Annotated in this window: 25 protein-coding genes; 5 read left to right on the top strand and 20 right to left on the bottom strand. The window is 39.7% G+C overall.

From position 1 onward, the window contains the following. Positions 1-258: 258 nt before the first annotated feature. From CW745_RS10150 to nudF, 6 genes are all read right to left on the bottom strand, one after another. The gene (locus CW745_RS10150) at positions 259-2157 is read right to left on the bottom strand and encodes an ATP-binding protein (protein WP_101108533.1); all 1899 of its coding nucleotides are present in this window, start codon (positions 2155-2157) and stop codon (positions 259-261) included. Next, positions 2154-3230 (bottom strand): TRAP transporter substrate-binding protein DctP, encoded by a 1077-nt coding sequence (gene dctP, locus CW745_RS10145; RefSeq protein ID WP_101108532.1) that lies wholly within the window; start codon positions 3228-3230, stop codon positions 2154-2156. Before dctP ends, CW745_RS10150 begins: the two co-directional genes overlap by 4 nt. Positions 3231-3545: 315 nt before the next feature. Further along, on the bottom strand, positions 3546-5435 hold the full coding sequence (gene parE / locus CW745_RS10140) for a DNA topoisomerase IV subunit B (protein WP_101108531.1): 1890 nt from the start codon (positions 5433-5435) through the stop codon (positions 3546-3548). Between the two features lie 180 nt (positions 5436-5615). Beyond that, positions 5616-6188, bottom strand: coding sequence for a YqiA/YcfP family alpha/beta fold hydrolase (locus CW745_RS10135; RefSeq protein ID WP_101108530.1), 573 nt, complete (start codon positions 6186-6188; stop codon positions 5616-5618). Continuing rightward, positions 6188-7012: a 3',5'-cyclic-AMP phosphodiesterase gene (gene cpdA, locus CW745_RS10130; protein WP_101108529.1), complete on the bottom strand. Its 825-nt coding sequence runs from the start codon at positions 7010-7012 to the stop codon at positions 6188-6190. The genes CW745_RS10135 and cpdA overlap by 1 nt, the downstream gene beginning before the upstream one ends. 154 nt (positions 7013-7166) lie before the next feature. Then, entirely contained in the window at positions 7167-7802 is a 636-nt protein-coding gene (nudF, locus tag CW745_RS10125) for an ADP-ribose diphosphatase (RefSeq protein ID WP_101108528.1), read from the bottom strand. A 116-nt stretch (positions 7803-7918) separates the two neighbouring features. Between nudF and tolC the strand changes: the two genes are divergently transcribed. Together tolC and CW745_RS10115 are read left to right on the top strand one after the other, a co-directional pair. Then, the gene (tolC, locus tag CW745_RS10120; protein ID WP_193755582.1) at positions 7919-9262 is read left to right on the top strand and encodes an outer membrane channel protein TolC; all 1344 of its coding nucleotides are present in this window, start codon (positions 7919-7921) and stop codon (positions 9260-9262) included. 230 nt (positions 9263-9492) lie between these two features. Beyond that, a complete protein-coding gene (locus tag CW745_RS10115) occupies positions 9493-11145 on the top strand; it encodes a M12 family metallopeptidase (protein ID WP_101108526.1) in 1653 nt (550 codons plus the stop codon). A 52-nt stretch (positions 11146-11197) separates the two neighbouring features. Here the strand turns inward: CW745_RS10115 and hldE are convergent, their stop codons facing one another. Further along, positions 11198-12628 carry a bifunctional D-glycero-beta-D-manno-heptose-7-phosphate kinase/D-glycero-beta-D-manno-heptose 1-phosphate adenylyltransferase HldE gene (gene hldE, locus CW745_RS10110; RefSeq protein WP_101108525.1) on the bottom strand — a complete coding sequence of 477 codons (1431 nt, stop codon included), beginning with the start codon at positions 12626-12628 and terminating at the stop codon, positions 11198-11200. A gap of 485 nt (positions 12629-13113) precedes the next feature. Between hldE and CW745_RS10105 the strand changes: the two genes are divergently transcribed. Further along, entirely contained in the window at positions 13114-15066 is a 1953-nt protein-coding gene (locus CW745_RS10105) for an ATP-binding protein (RefSeq protein WP_101108524.1), read from the top strand. Here CW745_RS10105 and CW745_RS10100 read toward each other — a convergent pair. The 6 genes from CW745_RS10100 to ffh form a co-directional block, all read right to left on the bottom strand. Continuing rightward, the gene (locus CW745_RS10100) at positions 15031-15372 is read right to left on the bottom strand and encodes a YbaN family protein (protein ID WP_101108724.1); all 342 of its coding nucleotides are present in this window, start codon (positions 15370-15372) and stop codon (positions 15031-15033) included. The two genes, CW745_RS10105 and CW745_RS10100, sit on opposite strands and share 36 nt — an antisense overlap. Positions 15373-15496: 124 nt before the next feature. Beyond that, the gene (rplS, locus tag CW745_RS10095) at positions 15497-15853 is read right to left on the bottom strand and encodes a 50S ribosomal protein L19 (protein WP_101108523.1); all 357 of its coding nucleotides are present in this window, start codon (positions 15851-15853) and stop codon (positions 15497-15499) included. A 41-nt stretch (positions 15854-15894) separates the two neighbouring features. Further along, complete coding sequence (gene trmD / locus CW745_RS10090; RefSeq protein ID WP_101108522.1) at positions 15895-16644, bottom strand: tRNA (guanosine(37)-N1)-methyltransferase TrmD; 750 nt, start codon at positions 16642-16644, stop codon at positions 15895-15897. A 19-nt stretch (positions 16645-16663) separates the two neighbouring features. Beyond that, complete coding sequence (gene rimM, locus CW745_RS10085) at positions 16664-17191, bottom strand: ribosome maturation factor RimM (protein ID WP_101108521.1); 528 nt, start codon at positions 17189-17191, stop codon at positions 16664-16666. 24 nt (positions 17192-17215) lie between these two features. After that, positions 17216-17464 carry a 30S ribosomal protein S16 gene (rpsP, locus tag CW745_RS10080; protein WP_101108520.1) on the bottom strand — a complete coding sequence of 83 codons (249 nt, stop codon included), beginning with the start codon at positions 17462-17464 and terminating at the stop codon, positions 17216-17218. A gap of 243 nt (positions 17465-17707) precedes the next feature. After that, positions 17708-19123, bottom strand: a complete 1416-nt coding sequence (gene ffh, locus CW745_RS10075) for a signal recognition particle protein (protein WP_101108519.1) — start codon at positions 19121-19123, stop codon at positions 17708-17710. A 138-nt stretch (positions 19124-19261) separates the two neighbouring features. Between ffh and ccsA the strand changes: the two genes are divergently transcribed. Then, positions 19262-20053, top strand: a complete 792-nt coding sequence (ccsA, locus tag CW745_RS10070; RefSeq protein WP_101108518.1) for a cytochrome c biogenesis protein CcsA — start codon at positions 19262-19264, stop codon at positions 20051-20053. Here ccsA and CW745_RS10065 read toward each other — a convergent pair. The 4 genes from CW745_RS10065 to CW745_RS10050 all read right to left on the bottom strand — a co-directional run bounded on the left by CW745_RS10065 (position 20046) and on the right by CW745_RS10050 (position 22114). Next, a complete protein-coding gene (locus CW745_RS10065) occupies positions 20046-20786 on the bottom strand; it encodes an endonuclease (RefSeq protein ID WP_238596785.1) in 741 nt (246 codons plus the stop codon). The two genes, ccsA and CW745_RS10065, sit on opposite strands and share 8 nt — an antisense overlap. Positions 20787-21249: 463 nt before the next feature. Beyond that, positions 21250-21453 carry a (Na+)-NQR maturation NqrM gene (nqrM, locus tag CW745_RS10060; protein WP_238596774.1) on the bottom strand — a complete coding sequence of 68 codons (204 nt, stop codon included), beginning with the start codon at positions 21451-21453 and terminating at the stop codon, positions 21250-21252. Next, on the bottom strand, positions 21450-21824 hold the full coding sequence (locus tag CW745_RS10055) for a NifB/NifX family molybdenum-iron cluster-binding protein (protein ID WP_101108517.1): 375 nt from the start codon (positions 21822-21824) through the stop codon (positions 21450-21452). The genes nqrM and CW745_RS10055 overlap by 4 nt, the downstream gene beginning before the upstream one ends. Beyond that, positions 21821-22114: a DUF134 domain-containing protein gene (locus CW745_RS10050; protein ID WP_101108516.1), complete on the bottom strand. Its 294-nt coding sequence runs from the start codon at positions 22112-22114 to the stop codon at positions 21821-21823. The genes CW745_RS10055 and CW745_RS10050 overlap by 4 nt, the downstream gene beginning before the upstream one ends. Positions 22115-22197: 83 nt before the next feature. Between CW745_RS10050 and CW745_RS10045 the strand changes: the two genes are divergently transcribed. Next, positions 22198-22674: a PaaI family thioesterase gene (locus tag CW745_RS10045; protein WP_101108515.1), complete on the top strand. Its 477-nt coding sequence runs from the start codon at positions 22198-22200 to the stop codon at positions 22672-22674. A 208-nt stretch (positions 22675-22882) separates the two neighbouring features. On the opposite strand, the gene CW745_RS17010 is transcribed toward CW745_RS10045, so the two are convergent. The 3 genes from CW745_RS17010 to menA all read right to left on the bottom strand — a co-directional run bounded on the left by CW745_RS17010 (position 22883) and on the right by menA (position 26329). After that, positions 22883-23077, bottom strand: a complete 195-nt coding sequence (locus CW745_RS17010; protein WP_274521246.1) for a hypothetical protein — start codon at positions 23075-23077, stop codon at positions 22883-22885. A 37-nt stretch (positions 23078-23114) separates the two neighbouring features. Beyond that, positions 23115-25208 carry an elongation factor G gene (gene fusA, locus CW745_RS10035; RefSeq protein WP_101108513.1) on the bottom strand — a complete coding sequence of 698 codons (2094 nt, stop codon included), beginning with the start codon at positions 25206-25208 and terminating at the stop codon, positions 23115-23117. A gap of 203 nt (positions 25209-25411) precedes the next feature. Next, positions 25412-26329 (bottom strand): 1,4-dihydroxy-2-naphthoate octaprenyltransferase, encoded by a 918-nt coding sequence (menA, locus tag CW745_RS10030; RefSeq protein ID WP_101108512.1) that lies wholly within the window; start codon positions 26327-26329, stop codon positions 25412-25414. Positions 26330-26370: the final 41 nt, after the last annotated feature.

Raw genomic sequence — 26370 nt, 5'->3', positions numbered from 1 at the left:
AGGGCTTGTTGAGGAAAAATGATAGAGAGCAAGGCCTATGATTGACTAATAGCTAACTATTGCGATTCAATGCAACGCAGTTATCTACTCTTTTAACCAACAAGGTAAATCAGATAGTTATGCGGATTGCTATTATCTAGAATGGAGCTTATTGATACAAGGCAGAGCCGATATACTGCAGTTATTCCAGTCAATAGGAAAAATTGCAAGCATTGCCTATTGATGCTTTAGAGTTAACACTGCAAAAAGTTTGCTGGTTTACGCTTTATTGCCGAGTTTAACCTCCGCTAAACGCTCTAATTCCGCAATCACTTGTTCAAATTGAATCGGCTTCGTAAGATGACTATCCATTCCTGCTTGTAAGCTTAACTCTTTATCATCTGACATAGCGTTAGCTGTCATTGCAACAATCGGGGTGTGTTGATAGTTTTTCAGCCCTCGGATAATTTTTGTTGCTTCATAACCATCCATTTCTGGCATTTGGATATCCATAACAATCATATCGTAGCAATTGCTTTTTGCCATTTCTACCGCTTCTAAACCATTCACGGCGCAAGATACAACTAAACCAGCCTGCTCTAATAACTTTTGAGCAATCATGCGGTTAATTTTTACATCTTCAACTAATAACACCTTTTTATTCTGTAGCTTCAAGGAGATATAATCCACCTCTATTTTATCGGCGTGATTAGCTTCAGCAGTATTTTTACGCTGGGTAACAGGGAGCAACAGTTGAAAACTAAAGGTAGTGCCTTTACCTACTTCGCTATCTAAATCTATCTCTCCTCCCATTAAATTAATTAGGTGCTTACAAATTACAAGGCCTAGACCTGTCCCTCCATATTTTCTGGAGGTCGAGTCGTCTGCTTGTGTAAAAGTTGAAAATAACTTTTTTTGTTGCGCAGGGCTAATCCCAATACCGGTGTCCGATATTTTAACCTGTAAAAAATCACTTCCATCTTCTCGGCTTAAATTAATCGTAATAGAGCCCGCTTCGGTAAATTTAATTGCATTACTAATTAAGTTTGCAAAAACTTGTGAACAACGCACGGAGTCTCCGATAACCTGTGCAGGAAAAGGTTGTTCAACTTTAACCTTTAGCGCTAATTGTTTCTCTACTGCTGAAGTACGTGCAATACTCAGCACAGAGTGCAGCATTTTCATAAAATCAAATTCAATTTTTTCAACACTGAATTTACCTGCTTCTATCTTAGAGAGATCAAGAATGTCGTTTAAGATGTGTAACAGATTATTTGAGGAGTATTGTAATTTAACCAAGTAGTCTTGCTGCATCTCGTTTAAATCGGTGCGCAATAAAAGCTCAGTTAAACCAATCACACCATTCATCGGTGTGCGTATCTCATGACTCATATTTGCTAAAAAGAGGCTTTTCGCCTTATTTGCTGCATCTGCTTTTTCAGTGGCTTGCAATAACTTTTCATTCGCGCTGATCAACTCAGTGGTGCGACTATCTACTTTTTGCTCTAAAGAGAGGTTTGCATCTTGAAGTTGCTGTCTTGATTTTACCAATTTAGCCTGTGTAACTTCTAACTCGATTAACGCAGATTCTGCGTTATTTTTTTCAATCAATGATTTTCGTGTTAGAAAGATTAATAATACAATAAAAATTGTCAGCGTTAAGATTTGTAATAACTCTTGAATAATAATTTTCTGTAACTGAGCGTCTTGAGCCTCTGATGAGAAATAGACCATAATATGGCCAATCGTCATACTGTTATACTTAACGGGTACTCTAACTGCATCAAGATTCATTACAAAATCAGGCGTTACAGCATCATCGATGACGGTAATAAATTTACCCTGACGATCTTTATATTTTCCCATAAAAAGATGACCAAAATTGCCGAACACCTTTATCGCCGAAACAAAATCAGCACTCAGTTCAGAATCTAAAATTGCTGAAGCCGTCTCTTCAGTAAACCGTCTTTCTGCAGACTTTTGATAAATGTTGTAAACCAATGGAATTGCGTTTTGGGCAATACGCGTACCAATACCTGTTACACGCTCATTTATATTATTTTTAATATGCTTATCTGCAACATTAACTCGCCATGCAAACAGCGCAACCATTAAAGAGATAGTCGTAACTAAGACAAATAGCAGTACTTTTTTCGACAAAAGATTATAGGATCTCATTTATTATCATAAGCTCCAAACAACTGATAATAGAGCGTATATTCTTTTTTAAAGTCTTGTTTTGATTCGATTAATCGCTTGGTAAACTCATCCTTCGCTTTATATTCCCCTACTATTTTTTCTGATACAGTGCGCCATTGCTCAATATCGCTGTCTGACCATTGCGTAATTTGAGTACCATTATTTTTGAATGCGTGTAGTGCTTCAAAATCTTCAACTTTTGCCTTCATTGTTGTGGTTAATGTATATGATTTAATCGCAGTTTCTAATATGGCTTGTAAGTCGCCAGGTAATGCCTGATACGCTTGTTGATTAATCAAAAAGTCAGCCAATACAGAAGGTTGCCAAATTGCCGGAACAATCGCATGCTTGGCAATATCATTTAGCCCTAAGTTCCACGCCCCCGAAACACTTGTCCACTCAACAGCATCCAAAGAATTGTTCTGCAGAGAAGACTTAATTTCATTCGGTACTAATGGGATGGCATAGGCACCTGTTGTGGCTGCAAGTACTTCACTAGGCAGTCCAGGGCCTATTCTGACATTCATCTCCTTAAGATCATTTATACCAGTAATCGGTTTCTTGGATAACAAACCAAACTCCATGCCTGGCCACCACGCGGCTCGCCAAATAACGCCTTCAGGGTTTGCTAACTCGTTAGCTAACTTTGTCCCTTCTCCCGCTAAGAAGTACATCAGTGAGGCGTCAATGTTCATGAAGTCAAAGGGGCCTGCATTCATCACAGCCCAAGCAGGATGTTGACCGGACCACCAATTTGGCCAACCACTTCCCATTTGCACTTTACCTACTTTGACGGCATTAAAGATATCTGGCCCATTGGTTATCTCACCACCAGGATAAGGGGTGATAATAAAACGACCACCACTCATCACTTTAATATTTTCAGCCATTTTGACCAACTCTTTATAATCAGTACTGCTTTTCGTTGCTTGCGATTGCAACTGCCATTTAATGACTTCGGGTTTAGACTGACATGATTGAAGTGTTAATAGCACTGCAATGCTAGCCATTATAAAAAGAATATTTTGCGGTTTAATGGATAATAGTTTCATGCAATAGGCACCAGTAATTAAAATAATATGAGACGTGATTTTTAACGCTAATAAAGATGGCTAAATACTGATTTTATTAGCAATAAGGTTTCATATTTATAATAGACTAATTAACTTAACTGGCATTCAATGCGGATATTTATTAGAAATGAATTACTTTACTTCGCCGTCAACCTCTCATTTTAGAAATGTAGAAGGCGATAGCTTAAAGTAAATAGTAGGCAATGGATAAGGTGACATGATTGAGAAGCCATGACGATGTTGTAAATGGCTTATTGTCATGGCCTAAATAAAGTAACTTTTTTTCTTAAAGCATTAATCCACCGATAGCATATCACCACTGCTTTCTAACCAGACCTTGCGATCCGATGCACGCTTTTTAGCTAGCAACATATCCATCATTTCCAGCATTTTTTCAGCGTCACCACTAGTAAGCTGAACTAATCGGCGTGTATTAGGATCCATGGTTGTTTCACGAAGTTGATCAGGATTCATTTCTCCCAATCCTTTGAAGCGTTGTACACCCACTTTACCGCGCTTTTTCTCAGCTTCAATTCGGTCTAAAATGCCTTCTTTTTCATCTTCATCAAGGGCATAAAAAACTTCTTTACCTACATCGATACGATACAAGGGAGGCATCGCCACATAAAAATGGCCGGCATCAACAACAGCGCGAAAATGTTGTACAAACAACGCACAAATTAAGGTGGCGATATGTAGCCCATCGGAATCGGCATCTGCAAGAATGCATATTTTCCCGTAGCGTAATCCTGAAAGATCCTTAGAAGCGGGGTCGATGCCTATCGCCACTGAAATATTGTGGATCTCTTCTGAATTCAAAATAATATCGGACTCATCTTCCCACGTGTTTTTAATTTTCCCGCGTAAAGGTAAAATAGCTTGAAAATCACGATCTCGAGCCTGTTTAGCAGAGCCTCCTGCTGAGTCTCCTTCCACCAAAAACAGCTCACCTCGTTCCGGATCTTGTCCTGAACAATCGGTTAACTTACCCGGTAATGCCGGTCCCTGTGTTATTTTTTTACGTGCAACTTTCTTACTTTTACGGGTGCGAGTTTGTGCATTGTTAATACAAAATTCAGCCAATGCTTCTGCTTCGTTAACATTTGCATTTAACCATAAGCTAAAGGCATCTTTAACAACTCCTGAAACAAATGCAGCACATTGACGAGAAGATAAGCGCTCTTTAGTTTGACCTGCAAATTGTGGCTCTTTGATTTTAACAGAGAGAATATAAGCACACTTATCCCATATATCTTCAGGACTTAGCTTAATTCCTCGTGGTAGTAAATTACGAATATCGCAAAATTCGCGCATCGCATCTAATAGCCCCTGTCTAAAGCCATTAACGTGTGTACCACCCTGTGCTGTGGGTATAAGGTTAACGTAGCTTTCAGAGATAGAGTCACCACCTTCTGGTAACCAAACAACGGCCCAATCCGCAGTTTCGCGGTTAGCCGTAAATTGCCCAACAAATGGCGTTGCCGGCAACAATTCATTTTCAGATACAGCTTCTAACAAATAGTCGTTTAAACCATCTTGATAACACCATTCATAGTTATTTTTATTAACTTTATCTTTAAATTTAATGCTTAAGCCCGGACATAATACTGCTTTAGCTTTTAATAGGTGCAATAAGCGCGATACTGAAAATTTGGCGCTATCGAAATATTTAGCATCAGGTCTAAAATGAACGCTAGTACCGGTATTGCGTTTACCACAGGTATCCACTTCATGAAGCTCTTCGACCTTGTCGCCATTCTCAAAGGCAATATGATAAACCTTTGCATCACGGCGAATATGTACATCAATTCGTGTTGATAATGCGTTAACGACTGAGATACCTACACCATGCAAACCACCTGATATTTCGTAATTTTTCCCTGAGAATTTACCACCAGCATGTAATTTACAAAAAATAAGCTCAACACCCGATATTTTTTCTTCTGGGTGAATATCGATAGGCATACCTCGGCCATCATCGATCACTTCTAATGATTGATCTTCATGGAGTATAACTTGGATTGAACTGGCATGTCCGGCAAGTGCCTCATCAACTGAGTTATCGATGACCTCTTGCGCTAGATGGTTAGGGCGATTGGTTTCGGTATACATACCTGGACGATGACGAACAGGATCAAGTCCGTTTAAAACTTCAATGGAATCGGAATTGTATTGCTCGCTCATGAGAAGACCTATTAAAAAGTGGGTAGATTAAAACTCGGTAACGACAAATTAACCATTAAATGGCTAAAAATAGCCCATAAATAAGCGCTAAAAAGCCCATTTACAGTTAGTTCAAGAAAAAGCGAAGTTTAATTGTTTAAATACGCATTTTCAACGATCAACTAGCGAGCATTATTAATGCTAAAAAAGAAATTTTATTATATCAGGAATATAGCGCTCAAACCCAATAAAGCTATGGTCTCCCGCTTTTTCACAACTTATTTTACAACCTTGATATTTAGTCATTGCTTGACGATAATCTAGAACTTCATCGCCCTCTTGAATAAGTACCCAAAAAAGCACAGGTTGTTCAATATTAGTTACGTCTAATGCCTTAAGTTGTTGCATGTAATCATTATCAATCTGATATACATCTCCAGTATATGGATGGGTTTGTATTCCTTCGTAAACTTGTAATAGGCGGTAGGGAGTAACAGCTGGATTCACTAAAATAACTCGACATTTATAATGTTGAGCAACTTTAGTCGCAAGATACCCACCTAATGAACTACCTACTACCGCAATATCATCATCACAATATTGTTCAAAAATAGCATCAATGAGCTCCCACATCTGTCCAGGTAAGCTAGGAAGCTGTGGGCAAATAAAAGTAATCTCAGGGTGGTTTTCTTTAATATACTCATCAAGTTGACGTGCTTTTAACGAGGCAGGCGAACTATGAAAACCGTGTAAAGATAATAGTATCTTTGCCATTAGTAGCCCGTTGCATCTGCATCCACCGAGAAAGCATCTTTATCGATACGCTCTACTACGGTTTCTATTTCCCCCTGCGCACTAAGCTTCAAATAACGATATCCCGGCGCCACACTATCTAATGCAAAATCATCACTATTAGGTTTAAACTGCACACAGGTCGAAGGAGTGGTAATAAAACGCACACCATCTTGTAATTTGTCACCAGCTTGATGAACATGCCCAGAAAGCACCGCTTTCACATTGCTAAAAGGCTTGATTAACGACAATAACTCATCAGCATTTTTTAGAATATGCTGGTCTAACCAAGCGCTACCGACAGGTAAAACATGATGATGCACACAAATAAGTGTATTTTTTTGCGGTTTATTCGTCAGCGTTTTACGCAAAAAGGCTAACTGGCTAGGGCTTAATAGGCCATGTGGTACGCCTTCAACTTGTGAGTCGAGAAGCACAACCTGCCAATGATCACTTTCAATGACCGTCGTTTGAGCTAAACCTTCTGACAGTAAACTAGGAAGCATCACCGATTGCATATCATGGTTACCCGGTAACCAATAGCAAGGTAATTGTAATGTTTTAATATGTTTACTGAAATCTAAATAGGATTGCGCAGAGTGATCTTGAGACAGGTCGCCAGTCGACAATACTGCATGACATTGCTTATATTTACTTGCATGCGCAACTACAGCTTCAAAACTTTGTACTGTTTTTATACCGAGTAAATCCTTTTGCCTATCCGCAAAAAGATGAGTGTCAGTGATTTGTAAAAAAGCTAAATCACCCTGTGCATCTGCTTTTAATTGTACCGTTTTGCTTTTCATAGCACCTATTAATCTAAATTTATGATCCAATTACGTTGCGGTGATTATAAATTAAGCACTTTATTAGTCACCGAGCGAGTACGCAATTTTATCATTTGTGTGTAATCGAAGATGCACTAATGGTTAAAAATGTAGGTGATGCCTCAATTTACTTTTACAGGGTCAGACCATTATCTTTATTTATTTGTAACCACAAGAGAGCAATGACGGTTGCAGAGTTATTAATTTTTCCCTCTAGCACCCATTGATATGCAGTTTCTCTTGGTACGACATGCACGCGAATGTCTTCACCTTCCTCTTCTAAACCATGTAAGCCCTGTGCTTTTGTGCTATCTACAGCACCAACAAAAATATCAACATGCTCAGTTGAACCGCCCGGACTTAGTAGACAATTCATTATAAACTGGCTCGATTCTATGATCAGCCCCGCTTCCTCTTGCGCTTCACGTTGAATAACTTCAACGGCTTCTTCACCAGGCTCAATAATGCCAGCCACTAATTCCAATAACCAAGGAGATAGCTCTGTCTCAATGGCACCAAAACGAAATTGCTCAATAAGCACTACGGCATCATTTTCTTTATCGTAAGGTAAGACCGCAGCAGCATGACCACGTTCAAAAATTTCTCGTTGAATTTCAGGGCTCCAGCCACCGGCAAACAATTTATGCTTAAAGGTATATTTATTGCACTGGAAAAAGCCGTTATATAATGGCTTCTTATCAAGTATCTGTAGATCTTTTTTACCAAAAGTAGCTTCATTATGGCCACTCAAAAGTGAATGTTTGTTCATTTGCTGTTAACCTCTCTTTTTATAGATAACAATTTCATATTTTATAATATACTTAGCGGATTATATGCTAGCCTGATTCAATTAAAAAACAGATACCTAAAATAGGAAACCTTGTGATGATCAAACGATTCTCTGTCGCTTCAATAATAGCGTTAACCACATTTCATTCAGCGGTCAATGCAGATAACTTATTACAAGTTTATCAAACGGCCAAATTTAAAGACCCTGTTATCCTGAAAAGCAAAGCGCAATACGACCTATTTCGTGAAAAAATCAGTGAAGCAGATGCAGCATTGTTACCACAAATAGGCTTTGGACTAAATGCCGGTTATACCAAAGCAAGTGAAGATACAGCTACAAACTCAAACTACGGTGCAAACCTAAGCTTAAGCCAGTCGATTTATAATGGCTCATACTGGCAACAACTTGATATTTCTGAAAAACAAGCAACTCAATACGCTACTATTTATGGATATGCAGCACAAACTTTATTATTGCGTACCTCAACGGCTTATTTTGATGTTTTGCGTGCCGACGAGGCAGTGAAGTCAGTAAAAGCCAATAAGCGTGCTGTCGAACGCCAACTTGAGCAAACCAAACAGCGTTTTGATGTTGGTTTAATTGCAATTACTGATGTGCATGAAGCACAAGCAGAATATGATCGTACCAATGCCGATCTTATTTCAGCCGAAAATACCTTAGCCAACAGCTACTATGTGCTACGTGAATTAACAGGTGAAGATGTGCTAAATATCTCTTACCTTAATACTGAAACCTTTGATCCTGAAGAGTTATCTGGCGATGTTAAATTCTGGCGCAATAAAGCACTTGAACACAATTTACAGCTTCATGAAAAGCGCATCTCGAAAGAGCTTGCGAAAATGCAAATTGACTTAGCTGAAACGGGTCACTTACCGACTTTAGATTTCACAGCCGGTTTGGGTTATAACAATACTGATTATGATATCGATGCACGTGACGTAGATATGAGCAATGGCTCTGTCGGCATTAGCTTAAACGTACCTTTATATACGGGTGGTGCAATCACTTCTCGTGTTAAACAAGCACAGTACGGCTATGTAATGGCAAGTGAAGATTTAGTACAAACCTTCCGTAGCACTGAAGCACAAATTAATAGTGGTTTTAATAATGTGCGTGCATCATTAAGCTCGATTAACGCTTATGAACAGACGGTGATTTCATCAAAAAGTGCACTAGAAGCGACAGAAGCCGGCTTTGAAGTTGGAACACGTACTATTGTTGATGTACTGGATGCAACTCGTAGCTTGTATGCATCAGAGAATCAGTTGGCTAATGCTCGCTACGATTACATTATTAACATGTTACAACTGAAATACTCTGCAGGTACCCTTTCTGAAGAAGATATTGCATTAGTATCAGCAGGTTTAGTTGTAGTTGATCCAAAAGCAGATCCGGAAGAAACAACGCAAACACCTTAATTAATTTTCTTTTTCATATATAAACGAGTAGCTGGCATCTTTTCATTGTCGGTTACTCGCTCTAGCCCAGCAAGCCATATTCTCCCCCCACTGTTAATATCTTGTTAAAAATTAACTTTATTTCCTATATATCCTCGAGCAACTTCAAAGACTTATTCTTACTTAACTGTCAAAATGATTTGTCAATTATAAGTTATTGACAATATTTTTTAATACCTTAAGGATAAGATATGAAATACAAGCTAAACAAAATTGTATTAGCGCTCGGCCTATTACCATTCACCGTAAATGCGGCCACTGAAGAATCAGTGAATGTGCAATACCAAAGTACTAGCACAGAGCAAGCGACAGTTTTAGGTGAAAATACACAGGTAGATTACCAATTAAAATCTTTAGATGGTCAGGATGTAGCCGTTTATGAAGGAGATATTATTCTTGGTGAACACCACGAACTGCAAGCTGAGGGTGTTCCTTCATTTGTGATCAGCGATTTTGATGATGATAGCTTTTTAGCAAAAGCTTCTTGGGGAGGGAAAACAACTTGGCCAAATGGCATTGTCCCTTATACCTTTACATCAAGCGTTCCAGGTAACGACAAAATAACTATTTTAAACGCAATGCAGTGGATAGAAAGTGTTGCTAATGTCACCTTTGTTGAACGTAGTAATGAAGCTGGTTATATTGAAATTATTCGTGGTGATGGCTGTTACTCATATGTAGGTCGAACAGGTTCAAAGCAACCTGTTTCTATTGGGCCGGGTTGTGGTAAAACAGGTATCATTGCCCATGAATTTTTGCACGCTTTAGGGTTTTATCACGAACAATCACGTGCAGATCGTGATCAACACGTTAATATTCATTGGGAAAATATCAAACCGGGCATGGAAAGTAACTTCAATAAAGGCGCAAGTGTTACCGCCTCGATTGGACCTTACGATGTAAAATCAATCATGCATTATGGATACCGTGCGTTTAGCACTAACGGCCAAGCAACAATCACATCAAAAAACCCTAATGTTGCTAACTCAGAGCTAGGTCAGCGTAGTCGATTAACCGACCTTGATATCGCAGCGTTACAACAAGTTTATGGCAAGAAAAGTGGCACTACACCGCCTAAACCAGTTGATACCGTACTAACAAATGGTAACACTGTTACAAGTAGTGGTAACAAAGCTGAGCAAGTGTTCTATACCATTAATGTTCCGACAAGCAGTCGCTTAACAGTGAACATTCAAGGTGGTAGCGGTGATGCTGACTTATACGTTAAAAAAGGTAATAAACCCTCTTCGAGTAGCTATGATTGTCGCCCATGGAAAGATGGTAATATAGAAAGTTGTACTCTTGAAAATGCAGTGGGCACTTATCATGTCATGCTTGAAGGCTATGCAAATTTTGCAAATGTACAACTAACCGCAAACTACAGTGCAGCACCAACAATACCGGTGGAAAACCAACTACCAACAGCAGCCTTTACAGCAAAAGCTGATAACTTAAGGGTTGTGTTTAGTAACCAATCAACTGATAGTGATGGTAGCATTGCAAAAAATGTATGGAACTTTGGCGATAACAATACAAGTTCAGCATCAGCGCCAACGCATACCTATGCGCAAGCGGGTAATTATCAAGTTACATTGACGGTTACGGATGACAAAGGCGCACAAAAATCGTTGACTAAATCAGTGACTGTTAAAAAAGCAACCACTCCGACAGAGCCACCAACAGGGGCTTGTAATGGTGCTTGGGATGCAAGTAAAGTGTACAACACAGGTGATACAAGTAGCATCAATGGTAAAATTTACCGCGCAAACTGGTGGACTAAAGGTAACTCACCTGAAACTAATAGTGAACAGTGGGGAATTTGGAGCTTTGTTTCAAATTGTTAATCTAGAGTGTGTTTTTTAAGGGGCTAAACTAGCCCCTTTTTGTCCCTAAAAATTATTGTTCATTACGAATCGTTTTAATTATTTCAGTCGTAGAGCAACCTTCTTCAAATTGCAATACACGCACCTCACCGCCATTTTCAATAACCTCTGCACCACCGGCAATCTCTTCAACTTTGTAATCACCGCCCTTTACTAGCATATCCGGTAAAATATTTGCAATAAGGCGTTGTGGTGTCTCTTCGGTGAACTCAATCACCCAATCTACCGCACCTAACCCAGCAAGCACTGCCATACGGCGATCGACTGGATTAACAGGACGGCCAGGGCCTTTTAATCCACGCACAGAGTCATCACTATTTACAGCAACGATTAAACGCTCTCCCTGTTCGCGGGCAGTGTTTAGATAAGAAACATGGCCAGCATGTAAAATATCGAAGCAACCGTTAGTCATTACTACTTTTTCACCTCGATGTTGAGCAAGTTGTACAGCTACTTTTAACTGTTCTTCCGAAAGCGCACCAAAACCAATCTCTTGCTGACTATAAACAGCGTTAGCAAGTTCAATCGTATTGACTGTTGAAGTTCCAATTTTTCCAACAACAACTCCAGCACCAGCATTAGCTAACGTACAAGCATCTTCAAAAGAGCTCCCTGCTGCGAGTGATGTAGCTAACACCGAAATAACCGTATCACCCGCCCCAGTTACATCATAGACTTCCTGCGCTTGAGTTGGCAGGTGAAAAGGTTCAACTCCCTCTCTAATCAGTGTCATGCCATGTTCACTGCGTGTCACTAACATCGCTTCCAGGTCGAACTTTTTAATTAATTTCAGCGCACGTTCCACTAACTCTTGATCCGTTTTGCAGTGACCAACAACCGCTTCAAACTCTGATAAATTAGGAGTTAATAAGGTTGCTCCGCGATATTTTTCAAAGTCAGATCCTTTTGGATCGATCAAAACTTTAATATTTTTTGACTTCGCAAGTTGAATCATTTTTTGCACATCAGATAATGAGCCTTTCGCATAATCCGATAAAATAACAACACTATTTTCAGCGACTAATCCCGCTTCCATCTTGGTCAAAATAGGTGTGCTGTCGATATCATGAAAGGCTTCTTCGAAATCTAGACGTAATAATTGCTGATGACGGCTTAATACTCGTAGCTTGGTGATCGTAGGAAAGTTATCAACAGTCACAAAATCAGTTGCCACATGTACTGATTGCAACCCTTTCGCAAGTGCAACGGCCGCCTCATCATCGCCAACTAAACCAATTAAACGCGCCTTAGCCCCTAATGCAGCAACATTCAGTGCAACGTTAGCGGCACCACCTGGGCGCTCTTCAATTTGCTCAACTTTTACCACAGGTACAGGCGCCTCCGGAGAAATACGTCCAGTTGGCCCATGCCAATAACGGTCTAACATTACATCGCCAACAATTAATACTTGTGCATTTTCATATTCGGGTAATGTTATTCTCATTTTCTCTCTCTTATAATTTAATATTGCTGACTACTAGGGTCTGTTGATCTTTCGAGTTTATTTTTGCAACAATTTGTTGGCTATTGCAGTAATGACTTCGTCAATACCACGCAATACAAAATAAAGAGCCATTTTGCTGTTTATACAAGGCTGAGCCTATGCCGTGTGGTTATTCCACATCAATAGGCGAAAACGCAGTAAAAATGGTCAACAAATGTTGCCCTTCGGGTTCAACACAACACGCTCTGTCCTGCGTTAGACGAAATTACCTTAGAATGACTAAGCTACATTCCGTCTGCCTTGTTCAAAACGCGTTGTGTTGAACAAAATTTAAACGGCAAAGTTCAACAGACCCTAAGATTATCACATTTTTATTATTTCACGAGGGGCACAATTGATAAATGTCATAAGACTGGCAGGCTAGCGCATACAGATACTGACGCGCAATCTATACTAAGCACAGCTTACATTGCGGAGTATTAGAGATGCTAACCCTGTTATGCGTAGACAGTGACTGCGAGCGCCTTATTCAGATCAAACAAGATCTTCAACCGTTAGATGGTATATTACATATTGCTGAGGCAAATAACTTAGCGCAGGCTAGCAAGTTTATTTTGCAAAATAGCACCGAAATTGCGTTAATTTTATCAGCACAATGCCTTGATGATGGTAATGCACTATCACTTTTCAGATATTCACAATGCCAATTAATTCGTAAGATTATTTATGCGCAATCTCCTTCTCTATCACAGGTGATTGAATGTATAAATCAAGGTCACATCGATTACTTTTTGCAATTACCTTATCAAAAATCGTCATTCAAAAAGCTGATTCAGACACAAATAAGTAATTACTCTCTAACGCATCATCAGCGTAAGAAATTATCGCAATCAGATAATAACGAGCTAACTATCAATCAAACTGAATCAGTAGCTCACAACAGCACGAAAGCGACCAGTGAGTTTAAAGACAAATTTCTGGATTATTCGCTATATAGCGATAGCGAGCTCTCCCATTTAGTGATTACATCGTTGTATAAAATATTAGAAAACAACGATGAGCATAATATTCGACGTAGTTACCATGCAAACCATATCCTGACGCGCGAGGGACAAAAGAACCGTTATTTATGGTTTATCATCAAAGGCAAGGTTTTACTCAAAAAGCGTAATGCGCAAGGAGAAACACAAGACATTACCATTATGCAGGCAGGTAGCATGGTGGGAGGTATGTCCTTTTTGACTGAAGAAGCTGCATTTAGTACCGGCATAGCTATCGTAGATACAGAAGTGTTAAAGCTCGATAATGTGATTTTTTCGCAAATAATGCAGTCCAATACTTCATTATTAGCACCTTTCACTAACCTCCTACTACGCAACTTTAATCGCCGTTTACAACACAGTATCTCCACTGAGCTTGCGCTACAAGAAACACTAAAATCGTTAGATGTAGCACACAACCATCTTATCGAAAGCGAGAAAATGGCAGTATTAGGACAACTTGTTTCTGGTGTTGCGCATGAACTTAATAACCCTGTAGCAGCCATTTTACGAGGCTCAGAGTCACTCATTACACTTATATCGACATTACTTCGCCATGGAAGTAAAAGTGAATTTGCAAACTTGGTAAGTAAAACACTACAACAGGGATTAACAGTAACACCGTTATCCACATCGGAAGTGCGCGCTCGCACCAAAAAACTATTAAAAACGGTTAAAGATAAAAACATTGCCAAGAAGTTAGTCAATATGGCTTTAGATAGGGTCGATATTCCTACCACAGCGCAGCGAGACTTTACACAAACAGTCAATCTACTTAGTCAATATCATCAAGTCGGCACCATTTTAAGAAATAGTAATGCCTGTGCAACGCGCATTGCTGATTTAGTCAAAAGCTTAAAACATTATGCAGGACAAGATAGTGCATCGGCAGCCCCCACCGATATTCATGAAGGAATTGAAGAGACGCTAATTATTTTTGAAAGTAAATTAAAAAACTACCGAGTCACAAAGGAATACCAACAATTACCACAGATAGAATGCCATCCAATTGAACTGGAGCAGGTATGGACCAATATTATTTCTAACGCTATTGATGCGACAGGAAATAAAGGAGAGATACAGATATCAACTTTATACCTTCCCTACGACGAATCTCCGATGATCCAGGTTGTTATTGAAGATAATGGCCCCGGTATCCCCAATGCTATTTTAGATAAGATATTTGAACTTAACTATACCAGCAAAAGCGAAGGCAACTTTGGACTAGGTATTGGCCTCACCATATGCTCTCAGATCATTAAGCGCCATGGCGGAACCATTGAAGTAGAATCAGAAGTAAACGCATTCACACGCTTTATTATCACACTACCAGTATTTAATGCGTATATTGAATCAAGCCATTCAGCATTCTTTAATACGTCGAATAAAGAACAATAAGATCAGCATAATAAATAGCAATAATATTTGCACATAGAAATAGTGGTTTAATAAGTAAAACGATAGGGTAAAACTAGCTACAACGATAAGCTGTATTTGCAATTTTCGTTGTTTGTCAATGCACTTACGCTGCTGCCAGTCAGTTAATGTTTTACCAATATAAGGCGCGTTTAATAACTGCTTATGGAAGCGTGTTGAACTCCGTGCAAAGCAAGCTAACGCTAGAATAAAAAAGGGCGTGGTAGGGAGGAGTGGTAACACAATACCAATGAGGCCTAATAGGATACTCACAAAGGCGATGACCATTAGACAATAGCGTTTTAACGCATTCACCGATTAATGCCCCTCTACAAAATAAAATGAAAAAAAAGGCCCGCAAAAGCGAGCCTTGGTATACCTAGATGGTATTACTTACAATTGGATAAAAAGATTATTTCTTTTTACCAAGCTTCTCTTTAATACGAGCAGCTTTACCAGTAAGTTCACGTAAGTAGTAAAGTTTAGCTTGGCGAACCACACCACGACGTTTAACTTCAACGCTTCCTACAAGTGGGCTATGTGTTTGGAATACACGCTCAACACCTTCGCTGCTCGACATTTTACGAACTGTGAAGTTTGAGTGTAAACCACGGTTACGCTTAGCGATTACAACACCTTCAAATGCTTGAAGACGCTCTTTATCACCCTCTTTTACGCGAACACGTACAACAACAGTATCACCTTGTGCAAACTCAGGGATGTCTGTACGTAACTGTTCGTTTTCAATTGCTTGTATAATATTGCTCATTTTAATACCTTTTATATCTAGTTAGCCGATAACATCGCTGGTTAGTGGGAGTCACTTTCCAGAGCAGCAAGTAATTTAACTTGCTCGTCAGTCAGAGCTAGATCATTTAATAAATCAGGACGCCTAGTTTTCGTGCGTTGTAATGACTGTTCCAATCGCCAAAGACGAATTTTCTCATGATCACCACTTAATAAAACACTCGGTACAGATTTTCCATCTAACACCTCGGGCCGAGTATAGTGAGGACAATCAAGCAATCCATCCGCAAAGGAGTCTTGCTCAGCTGATAAGACATGACCTAAGACACCTGGTACAAAACGTACCACAGCATCAATTAAAATCATGGCTGGTAGCTCACCACCACTTAACACATAATCACCTACCGACCACTCTTCGTCGATTAAGCTTTCAATTATGCGCTCGTCTATACCTTCGTAACGTCCGGCAACTAAAATCAAAGCATCAGAGCTTGAAGATAGTTCCTGTGCACCACAATGGTCTAAACGTCTGCCTTGAGGGGAAAGGTAGATAACCTTAGCCTCGTGTCCTGCTTCTCTTGCGGCCTGCTTTGCTGCGTTGATTGCATCCCGTAAAGGTTGCACCATCATCAACATACCAGGACCACCACCATAGGGACGATCATCGACCGTTCTATGTTTATCCATCGTAAAATCACGAGGATTCCATGTTTGGATAGAGAGCAGATTATTTTTAATCGCTCGACCTGTTACCCCGTTTTCGCTTATGGCCCGAAACATCTCCGGGAAGAGGCTTACAACCCCAATCCACATCGCTTTTCTCCTAGGGATATCAGAAGTCAGGTTCCCAATTAACTGTAATTAGTTTGCCTGCAATATCTACATGAGATATTACCTGCTCTTTAATGAACGGGATTAATCGTTCTTTTTGCCCAAAAGCATCATTCGAGTTAGCTTTAACCACAAGCACATCTTTAGAGCCTGTTTCCATCATGTCGGTGACAACACCTAAATGATAGCCTTTGTCAGTATTTACCTGACACCCGATCAAATCTCGCCAATAGAAGTCACTTTCTAATTCAGGAAGTTCATCAGCACTAACAAGAAGTTCAATACCAACAAGGGCTTGTGCTTCTTCACGTACATCAAATGTTTCTATCTTTGCAACGAAAGTATTACTGTGGTATTTCCATTCAGTGATATTCACTTCTTGAAGACGACTTTGATACTTCATTAACAATGGCTTGTATTGAAAAATACTTTCAGCATCGTCGGTGTAGGAGTGAATTTTTAACCAGCCTTTAATACCGTGAACGGCACCAAATTTTCCAATGACAATTGGTTCTGCTATGTTGCTCACCTAAATCTCCTCACCTAACTGCAATTATGCAGCTACAGCGTTATCTTTTACTAATTTAGCTACACGATCACTTAGCTGTGCGCCAAGACCAACCCAGTGGTTGATGCGATCTGTATCTAAACGTAATTTTTCTGCATTACCTTGTGCAGTTGGGTTAAAGAAACCAACTTTCTCAAGGAAACGACCGTCACGTGCGTTACGGCTATCAGTTACTACCACTTGGTAGAATGGGCGTTTTTTTGCGCCACCACGAGCTAAACGAATAGTTACCATATCGTCCTCTATTATTTGTTAAACGTTAATTAGCCAGCGAATGCTGACCGCCTGCTTTTGTAGAAAGCTGCCGAATCATACTCTTTTCCACAAAAATAACAATCAAAATCACATTTCTGAATAAAAAATAAGCACTCAATCTCACTTTACAGGCATAAAAAAGCCAAACACTGAGGTTTGGCTTTTGGGTATATTCTGATTACTTATCGCTTAAATACGTTTAAATGGCAACGGCTAGCGTATTTATTTTTTGCGGAAGCCACCTAGACCTGGAGGCATACCCATTCCGCCCATGCCAGGCATACCGCCAGCACCGCCCATCATACCTTGCATTCCTGACATCATTTTACGCATGCCACCTTTTCCAGACATCTTTTTCATCATTTTTTGCATCTGTGTAAACTGTTTGAGTAGTTTATTCACATCTTGAATTTGTGTACCAGATCCAGCAGCGATACGGCGCTTACGCCCCCCTTTAATAATTTCAGGCTTCGCACGTTCTTTTTTAGTCATTGAATTGATAATAGCTTCCATTTGATTAGTCGCTTTATCATTCACTTGATCTTTCATCGCATCCGGGACTTGCCCCATACCAGGCAATTTATCCATCATTCCAGCCATACCACCCATACCTTTCATCTGTACAAGTTGATCGCGGAAGTCTTCTAAATCAAACCCTTTACCTTTAGTGATTTTTTTAGCTAGTTTATCAGCCTTTTTCTTATCAACTTTTTGTTCAAGGTCTTCAATCAGTGTTAATACATCACCCATACCTAGAATACGTGAGGCGATACGATCCGGGTGGAATGATTCTAGCGCATCAATTTTTTCACCCATACCGATGAACTTAATCGGTTTACCGGTAATATGACGAATAGAAAGGGCGGCACCACCACGTGCATCACCATCAGCTTTAGTTAAGATCACACCCGTTAATGGTAGCGCCTCATTAAATGCTTTCGCCGTATTTGCAGCATCTTGACCTGTCATTGCATCGACAACAAATAAGGTTTCAATTGGCGTAATCGCAGCATGCAGATCTTTGATCTCGTCCATCATGTCTGAATCTACATGTAAACGACCCGCTGTATCGACAATAACGACATCGATAAATTTCTTTTTCGCATGATCAATCGCCGCATTGGCAATATCAATCGGTTTTTGTGTGATATCACTTGGGAAGAATTCTACATCCACTTCACCCGCTAATGTTTCTAATTGTTTGATAGCGGCCGGACGATAGATATCCGCACTTACAACCAAGACTGATTTCTTCTCTTTGGTTTTCAACAAACGCGCGAGTTTGGCAACCGAGGTTGTTTTACCCGCACCTTGTAAACCCGCCATTAATAAAACTGCAGGTGGTTGCATAGCAAGGTTTAATGATTCATTAACCTCGCCCATTGCTGATTCAAGTTCTGTTTGTACTATTTTAAGAAAAGCTTGCCCTGGGTTGAGCGTCTTTTGGACTTCACGGCCAACGGCACGTTTTTTGACCGCCTTAATAAAATCACGTACAACAGGCAAGGCAACATCGGCTTCTAATAACGCCATGCGCACTTCGCGTAGTGTGCCTTTAATATTGTCTTCAGTTAAGCGGCCTTTACCACTGATCGTTTTTAAGGTTTTCGACAGTCGGTCGGTTAAATTCTCAAACATGCTTCGCTCTCGTTACTAAAAATTAAAATAGAATAGGAGATATTATACTCAACATTGCTTCTCAAAGTAGTATTAACTTCTCATCCGCTAAAAATTGCATATAATTGATAACCTAACCAAATAGTTATATGGATATCTATGGATTTTTTAGCATTAACCAGTGGTCTTTTTTATATTGTTGCAACAGTCATTACTAGCAACCGATTACTCTCATCGCAAAAACCACTCTCTCACTCCTTTTCAATGACTATTGTTATTGCTCTTTTAGCGCATATTGCTTGGCTTTATGATCATGTATTTATGCTTAATGGGCAAAACTTGCAGATTCTAAATATCGTTTCTGCTATCACTTTTATTATTTCATTACTCAGCACAGTGGCAAGTAGAAAGTTAAATACAGGTGTATTGTTACCTATAGTTTACGGATTTACTGTAATTAACTTTATTGCTGTCGCCTTTTTACCCAGTCACTTTATTACCCACTTAGAAACTCATCCACAAGTGGGCGCGCACATTATTTTTGCTTTACTCGCTTACTCTATTCTAACCATTGCCAGCTTATTAGCGTTGCAATTAGCCTATTTAGACTACCGATTAAAAAATCACAAACTACCACTCACCAGCATACGTATGCCACCTATCATGACGCTGGAAAAATCACTGTTTCAATTTATATTTATCGGTTTTATTTTATTGAGCTGTACTTTGTTAACTGGCTTTATCTTCCTTGAGGATATGTTTGCGCAGGGAAAAGCACATAAAGCCATACTATCGATGATCGCTTGGGTTATTTATGCTGTGATTCTGTGGGGACATTACCAGCAGGGATGGCGAGGTCGCTTAATGGTTTATATCACTATTATCGGCTCTTCGTTACTAACGCTTGCCTATTTTGGCAGTCGTTTTGTCCGAGAAATAATTCTTACCTAAAACCGGCCAGTGCACAACTTTGCATTAACAGATCATTGATATTTCCTTGCAATGTATTGATTCGCTGTCCACGTATACACTCCCAGTGCGTAACAGGAAATTGCTGATTCCAAGCATGCATTAATTGACGCTGCTGTTTGCTCATTGAGTATAACGCATAAGTTTGATCCATATATAAATAGCTTCGCGCAATCATCCCACGCGACTGGGCAGGTGGCTCCACTTTACGAGAAGATATCTTCATCGCACAGCTTCCAAAGCTTGCTGGCAGATCATTTAACATAACAAAGTTATAGTTACTACGCATTGCATTCACTGCACCAATAGCCGGGTAAAGGTTATACATGTCAGACTGCATCAAACGATATTGTTGATTCATTTTCTCAGCACAACGCCTCCCCTTAAAGGATTTACCTTTACTGTTAATGCACTGTGTATCACCTTCACGCCACTCCTTAAAATTACGACCGAAGTTTTCTGCAGGCACAACATGCTCCCACTCTACTTTTTTAGCGCGTTTTATGTATTTAGTGGTATTAAAACCAGGCGGAAAAGTTACCTGCTTTTTTTCATCAAAATCTGCATCACAATAAATAGTTTTACGCTCATGATCAGCAAGATAAACAGATTTTTCGAGCATCTTTTTAGCTTTATGGAAAGAGTTATTGGTTTGATTACCTTGATTTGCAATGACAGGGAGAGGTAAAAGCAATAGAAAAATAAAATAGCGGATAACAGACTCGATTTGAACAGAATAAAAAAGTGAGTTTAACAAAGCATCTGCCACTCACTTACTTAAATTAAAATCAATAAATCATTAGGGTCTGTTGATCTTTGCCTTTTAAATTTTGTTTAACACAACGCGTTTTGAACAAGGCAGACGGAATGTAGCTTAGCCATTCTAAGGTAATTTAGTCTAACGGATAGCAAAACGTCTTTTCGTTTTGTATTGCGTACTGTTTGAGATAGTCAAATAGAGCAAGGACAGAGCGTGTTGTGTTGAACCCGAAGGGCAACATTTGTTGATCATTTTTACTGCGTTTTCGTCTATTGATGTGGAATAACCACACGGCATAGGCTCAGCCTTGTATAAACAGCAAAATGACTCTTTATTTTGTATTGCGTGGTATTGACGAAGTCATGACAGCAATAGCCAACAACTTGTGGCAAAAATAAACTCGAAAGATCAACAGACCCTAGCCTTGAGGTTCTTTTATCTGGTATAGACGAGAAGAACAAATTTTGCCTGTGCACTGACAGCTTTCTTCAATGCCGATATTCGCCAAACCGCCACAACTTCCTTGTAGTTTCTTTTTTGCAAATATATGCCCCAAAGCCATCGCAAATACAGCGACAAGGAAAACAAAAAAGCTGAGCATAAACACCATTAATATATTCACGCATGCTTTCCGCAGCAAGGAGCATTATTCGCTACGCCTTGTGAGGCATCGGTTAATGGGTGTATTTTTAACGAGGCTTCCTCTAGCACCGTTGTAATATCATGGCGAGTATTGCCCTGTATCACATCAAATCCAGAGTCTAGTAACCTCGCAAGCGTTTTCTCTCCTATTTTTCGTACAATAACCGTATGGCATTGACGCTGTTTGAACAAGTTAATAATTGTTTGCTTACCGGCACAGCCTTTCATGCCCAATGCAGGATTCTTATATACTGCAATTTTTCTATGATTATCATCATAAAAGCTAAAAATATCTGCCTTTGAGAAGTGATGTGCGAGTTTTTGATCTGACATTGCAATTGCATAGCTCATTGTTCTTCCTTATCTTTATTTAATAGCAAGGCATTACCTTGCACTAAAGCGGTAGTAATTTTATGACGTGAAGATTTTAAAATATTAGCAAAGGTTTGACGTGAAACCTGCATCTCTACCGCAGCATCCTGTTGCGAAAGTTGCAACATATCTACTAAGCGTACGGCTTCAAATTCATCTTTTTCTAACGCCGTTTTATTCAATTCAGAAGTAGGCACCCCATTCGGTTTAAATAAACTGAATTTAGGTCGGTTGTGTTTACAAATATGACGTTTTATTTTTGGACGCATTTTAATACCTATTTATAAGTAGTAGTGATATCCTATACCAGTATTTAGCATATGCCAAATACTATTTTATAAAGGAAGAAGATATGACCGTCGTAGAGTCAATAAATACAAAAGTAATGACGCTAAAAAATGAAAGGAAATTGCCGAATTTACAGCTACTTAATAAACAGTCCAGCCATCAGCACTGCATGCTCTGTGGAACACATCCGCCACTAGGTTTAAAGTTGGACTTTTATCATAACGATAATGAAGTTTGGACGATTGCCAAAGGGTCAATACACCAACAAGGGTATCAAGGTATTTTACATGGAGGCTTTTTATGTGCCCTCTTAGATGCGGCGATGTGCCAAGCAATATTTGCTAAAAATGCACAAGCTGTTACGGCAGATATGTCAGTACGCTTTCTACATGAAGTTGCGACTGATAGTGAGATACTTGTACAAGGTATGGTCATTTCCAACTACACCTCTCTTTATAAAGTAAAAGCGGCACTCTATGTGGAAAATAAATTAATGGCGACAGCAGAGGCAAGATTTATGAAAAAAAAGGTTAAGAAATAGACTTACGCTGGCAGCTGATAACTGACAGCCAACAGCTTTCTTACAAGCACAAAAAAGCCCCTGTTACTTTTATAACAGGGGCTTCGGAAGATTCAGGGATCGTTACACAATAACTTACGCTAAATTGTTTTCAAAAAACCTAAAATGACTGGCTATTTTGAAAAAAAAGCACAAGTAATTTTGAAGCCGATCCTTAGCTAGTTAAGAATTACTTCTTAGCGGCAGCTTTTTCTTCTTTAACTTTCTCGATCACAGCTTCAGCAACACTGTTTGGACAAGGCATGTAGTTTTTGAACTCCATAGAGAACTGACCACGGCCTGAAGTCATTGTACGTAGTGAACTGAACTTTAATACCCAAACATTTACGAATTTTGGATATAAAAAAACCCTAACAGTTTTCACTATTAGGGTTTTATAAAAACAAACTAATTAAGAAATATTATTTCTTAGCAGCTGCTTTTTCTTCTTTAACTTTCTCGATCACAGCTTCTGCAACAGAGTTTGGACAAGGCATGTAGTTTTTGAACTCCATAGAGAACTGACCACGGCCTGAAGTCATTGTACGTAGTGAACCGATGTAACCAAACATTTCTGAAAGTGGTACGTCAGCTTTAATACGAACACCAGTTGCACCAGCTTCTTGACCTGCGATCATACCACGACGACGGTTAAGGTCACCGATAACATCACCAACGTGATCATCTGGAGTAAATACGTCTACAGACATTACTGGCTCAAGAAGTTGTGCACCCGCTTTAGGGATAGACTGACGGAATGCACCACGTGCTGCTAATTCAAATGCTACAGCAGATGAATCCACGGCATGGAAGCCACCATCGTAAAGTTCGATTTCAACGTCTAATACTGGGAAGCCAGCAAGTACACCAGTATCCATCATGCCTTCGAAGCCTTTCTCGATTGCAGGGAAGAATTCTTTTGGTACGTTACCACCAACAACTGTTGATGAGAATGTGAAACCAGAACCAGCTTCACCAGGCTTGATACGGTAATCGATTTTACCGAACTGACCAGAACCACCAGACTGTTTCTTATGTGTGTAAGAGTCTTCAACTGCTTGCGTGATTGTTTCACGGTAAGCAACTTGAGGTTCACCAACTACTAGGTCAACACCGTATGTACGCTTAAGGATATCTACTTTGATATCTAAGTGAAGCTCACCCATACCAGAAAGAATCGTTTCGCCTGAATCAACATCAGTTTCAACACGGAATGTTGGATCTTCTGCAACCATTTTACCGATAGCAATACCCATTTTCTCAGTAGAACCTTTATCTTTAGGTGTAACAGAGATAGAGATTACTGGTTCTGGGAATACCATTGCTTCTAGGATGATTGGATCTTTTGGATCACATAGTGTGTGACCAGTTTGAACGTTAGTCTTCATACCAACAATCGCGATGATATCACCGGCTTGTGCAGAAGTAAGTTCGTTACGGTCATCGGCTTGCATCTCACACATACGACCGATACGCTCAGTTTTACCTGTTGCAGCGTTCATGATCGTATCACCTTTCTTAAGCGTACCTGAGTAGATACGTACGAAAGTAAGTGCACCAAAACGGTCATCTGTAATTTTGAATGCTAATGCTTTTAGAGACTCATCAGCAGAAACTGTTGCTACGCGACCTGTAGGCTCACCTTCTTCATCAGTAAGAGGTTGTGGGTCAACTTCAGTTGGTGAAGGTAGGTAATCAACAACAGCATCAAGAACAAGTTGGATACCTTTGTTTTTGAATGCAGAACCACAGTATGTTGGGAAGAAGTCCATTGTACGTGTACCTTTACGGATACAACGCTTGATTTCTTCCATAGATGGCTCTTCGCCTTCCATGTATGCTTCTAATAAGTCATCATCTTGCTCAAGAGCAGTATCAAGTAGCATTTCACGGTATTCTTCAACTTTGTCTACCATGTCAGCAGGAACGTCGCCAACTGTGTAGTTTTCTGGAAGGCCACTTTCATCCCAAATGTATGACTTACGAGTTAGTAGATCAACAACACCACAGAAATCGTCTTCGATACCGATAGGAAGTACCATTACTAGCGGGTTAGCCGCTAGTACGTCTTCAGTTTGCTTAACAACACGGTAGAAATCAGCACCCATACGGTCTAATTTGTTTACGAAGATAATACGTGCAACTTCTGAGTCATTTGCATAACGCCAGTTAGTTTCTGATTGTGGTTCAACACCACCAGAACCACAGAATACACCGATACCACCATCAAGTACTTTAAGAGAACGATATACTTCAACTGTGAAGTCAACGTGTCCAGGAGTATCGATAACGTTAAAACGGTGATCGTCCCAGAAACAAGTTACAGCAGCAGACTGGATAGTAATACCGCGCTCAGCTTCCTGTTCCATGAAGTCAGTTGTAGATTCGCCATCATGTACTTCACCAGTTTTGTGGATCTGGCCAGTAAGTTTTAGGATACGTTCTGTAGTAGTGGTTTTACCCGCATCAACGTGCGCGAAAATACCAATGTTTCTGTATTTTGATAAATCTGTCATTTTTTATACTCTGTTTAGTAAAAAATCGTGGTCAATATTCCGCGCGCATTATACCTAACGTTACTGTTAAACAGAACACAGAATTTGCAAAAAATCGAAAATATGTTGTTTTTTTCGCCGTTATTTTGCTTTAACTTGCTAAAAATGGGAAATTTACGGCCATATTTCAACCTATATAGCCTAACGGTTATAAAAAGTTTTTATTATGCGATTAAAACCAGGGCAAATAATAGTGAAAAAACAAACGTGCTCATTGCTGTGTTTTTTAGTTGCTCATTAAAGCGTTCACCTGACAGATCATTTTCATCAATCGCTTCTTTTAACGCTAAGCAACTTTTGATTAGCGGGCTCATTGCCAGCAAGAAAATATACTGCCACGTTTGCGTCGTTTCTAAACAATATAAATAGTAACTAGTTAACAGGGGAGCACCTACCACTAAAAAAAGGTGATAGTTAAACGCGCTCTTGCGACCAAACAATACAACTAATGTAGTTTTATGATGTTTACTATCACTTTCAACATCACGCATATTATTAATGTTTAACACCGCAGCAGAGAGCATGCCGATACTAGATGCAGGCAGTAGGAGTAACCAATCAACATGGTGCCCATATAAGTAGAAACTTCCGATAACACCCAGTAAACCAAAAAAGAGAAAAACAGCGAGGTCACCTAAAGCACGATATCCATAGGGGACGTGGCCCATGGTATAAGTGATAGCGGCAATAATTGCTAATATTCCTAAGACGATAAACAGTAACCAGCTGAAAATATCATCGCCTAGCGCCACTATTAATAAGCTCAGGCCACTAATAAGTGTCAATAAAGTGGTAATAACAATACCCAAACGCATCGATTGAGCGGAAATAGCACCTGTTTGCATCGCGCGTTGTGGGCCAACACGCGATTCATCATCTACACCATTCAGGGCGTCACCATAGTCATTAGCTAGATTAGATAATATCTGCAACAGCAATGCGGTAATCAAAGATAAGAAAAATATGACGGGATCAAACATATGTTCATGTACGGCTATTCCAGCAGCGACGATAATTGATGCCGTCGCGAGTGGTAACGTGCGTAAGCGTAAGGCATTTACCCAAACGGAGAGGTTGTTCATTGAATTTTCCAATATCTATTTGTGACGAGGTTATTTTCAGG

It is taken from the genome of Psychromonas sp. psych-6C06 (assembly GCF_002835465.1).
Lineage (GTDB): Bacteria > Pseudomonadota > Gammaproteobacteria > Enterobacterales > Psychromonadaceae > Psychromonas.
The sequence above is the reverse complement of the archived record's forward strand: the minus strand, read 5'-3'. Positions and strand labels throughout refer to the sequence as shown.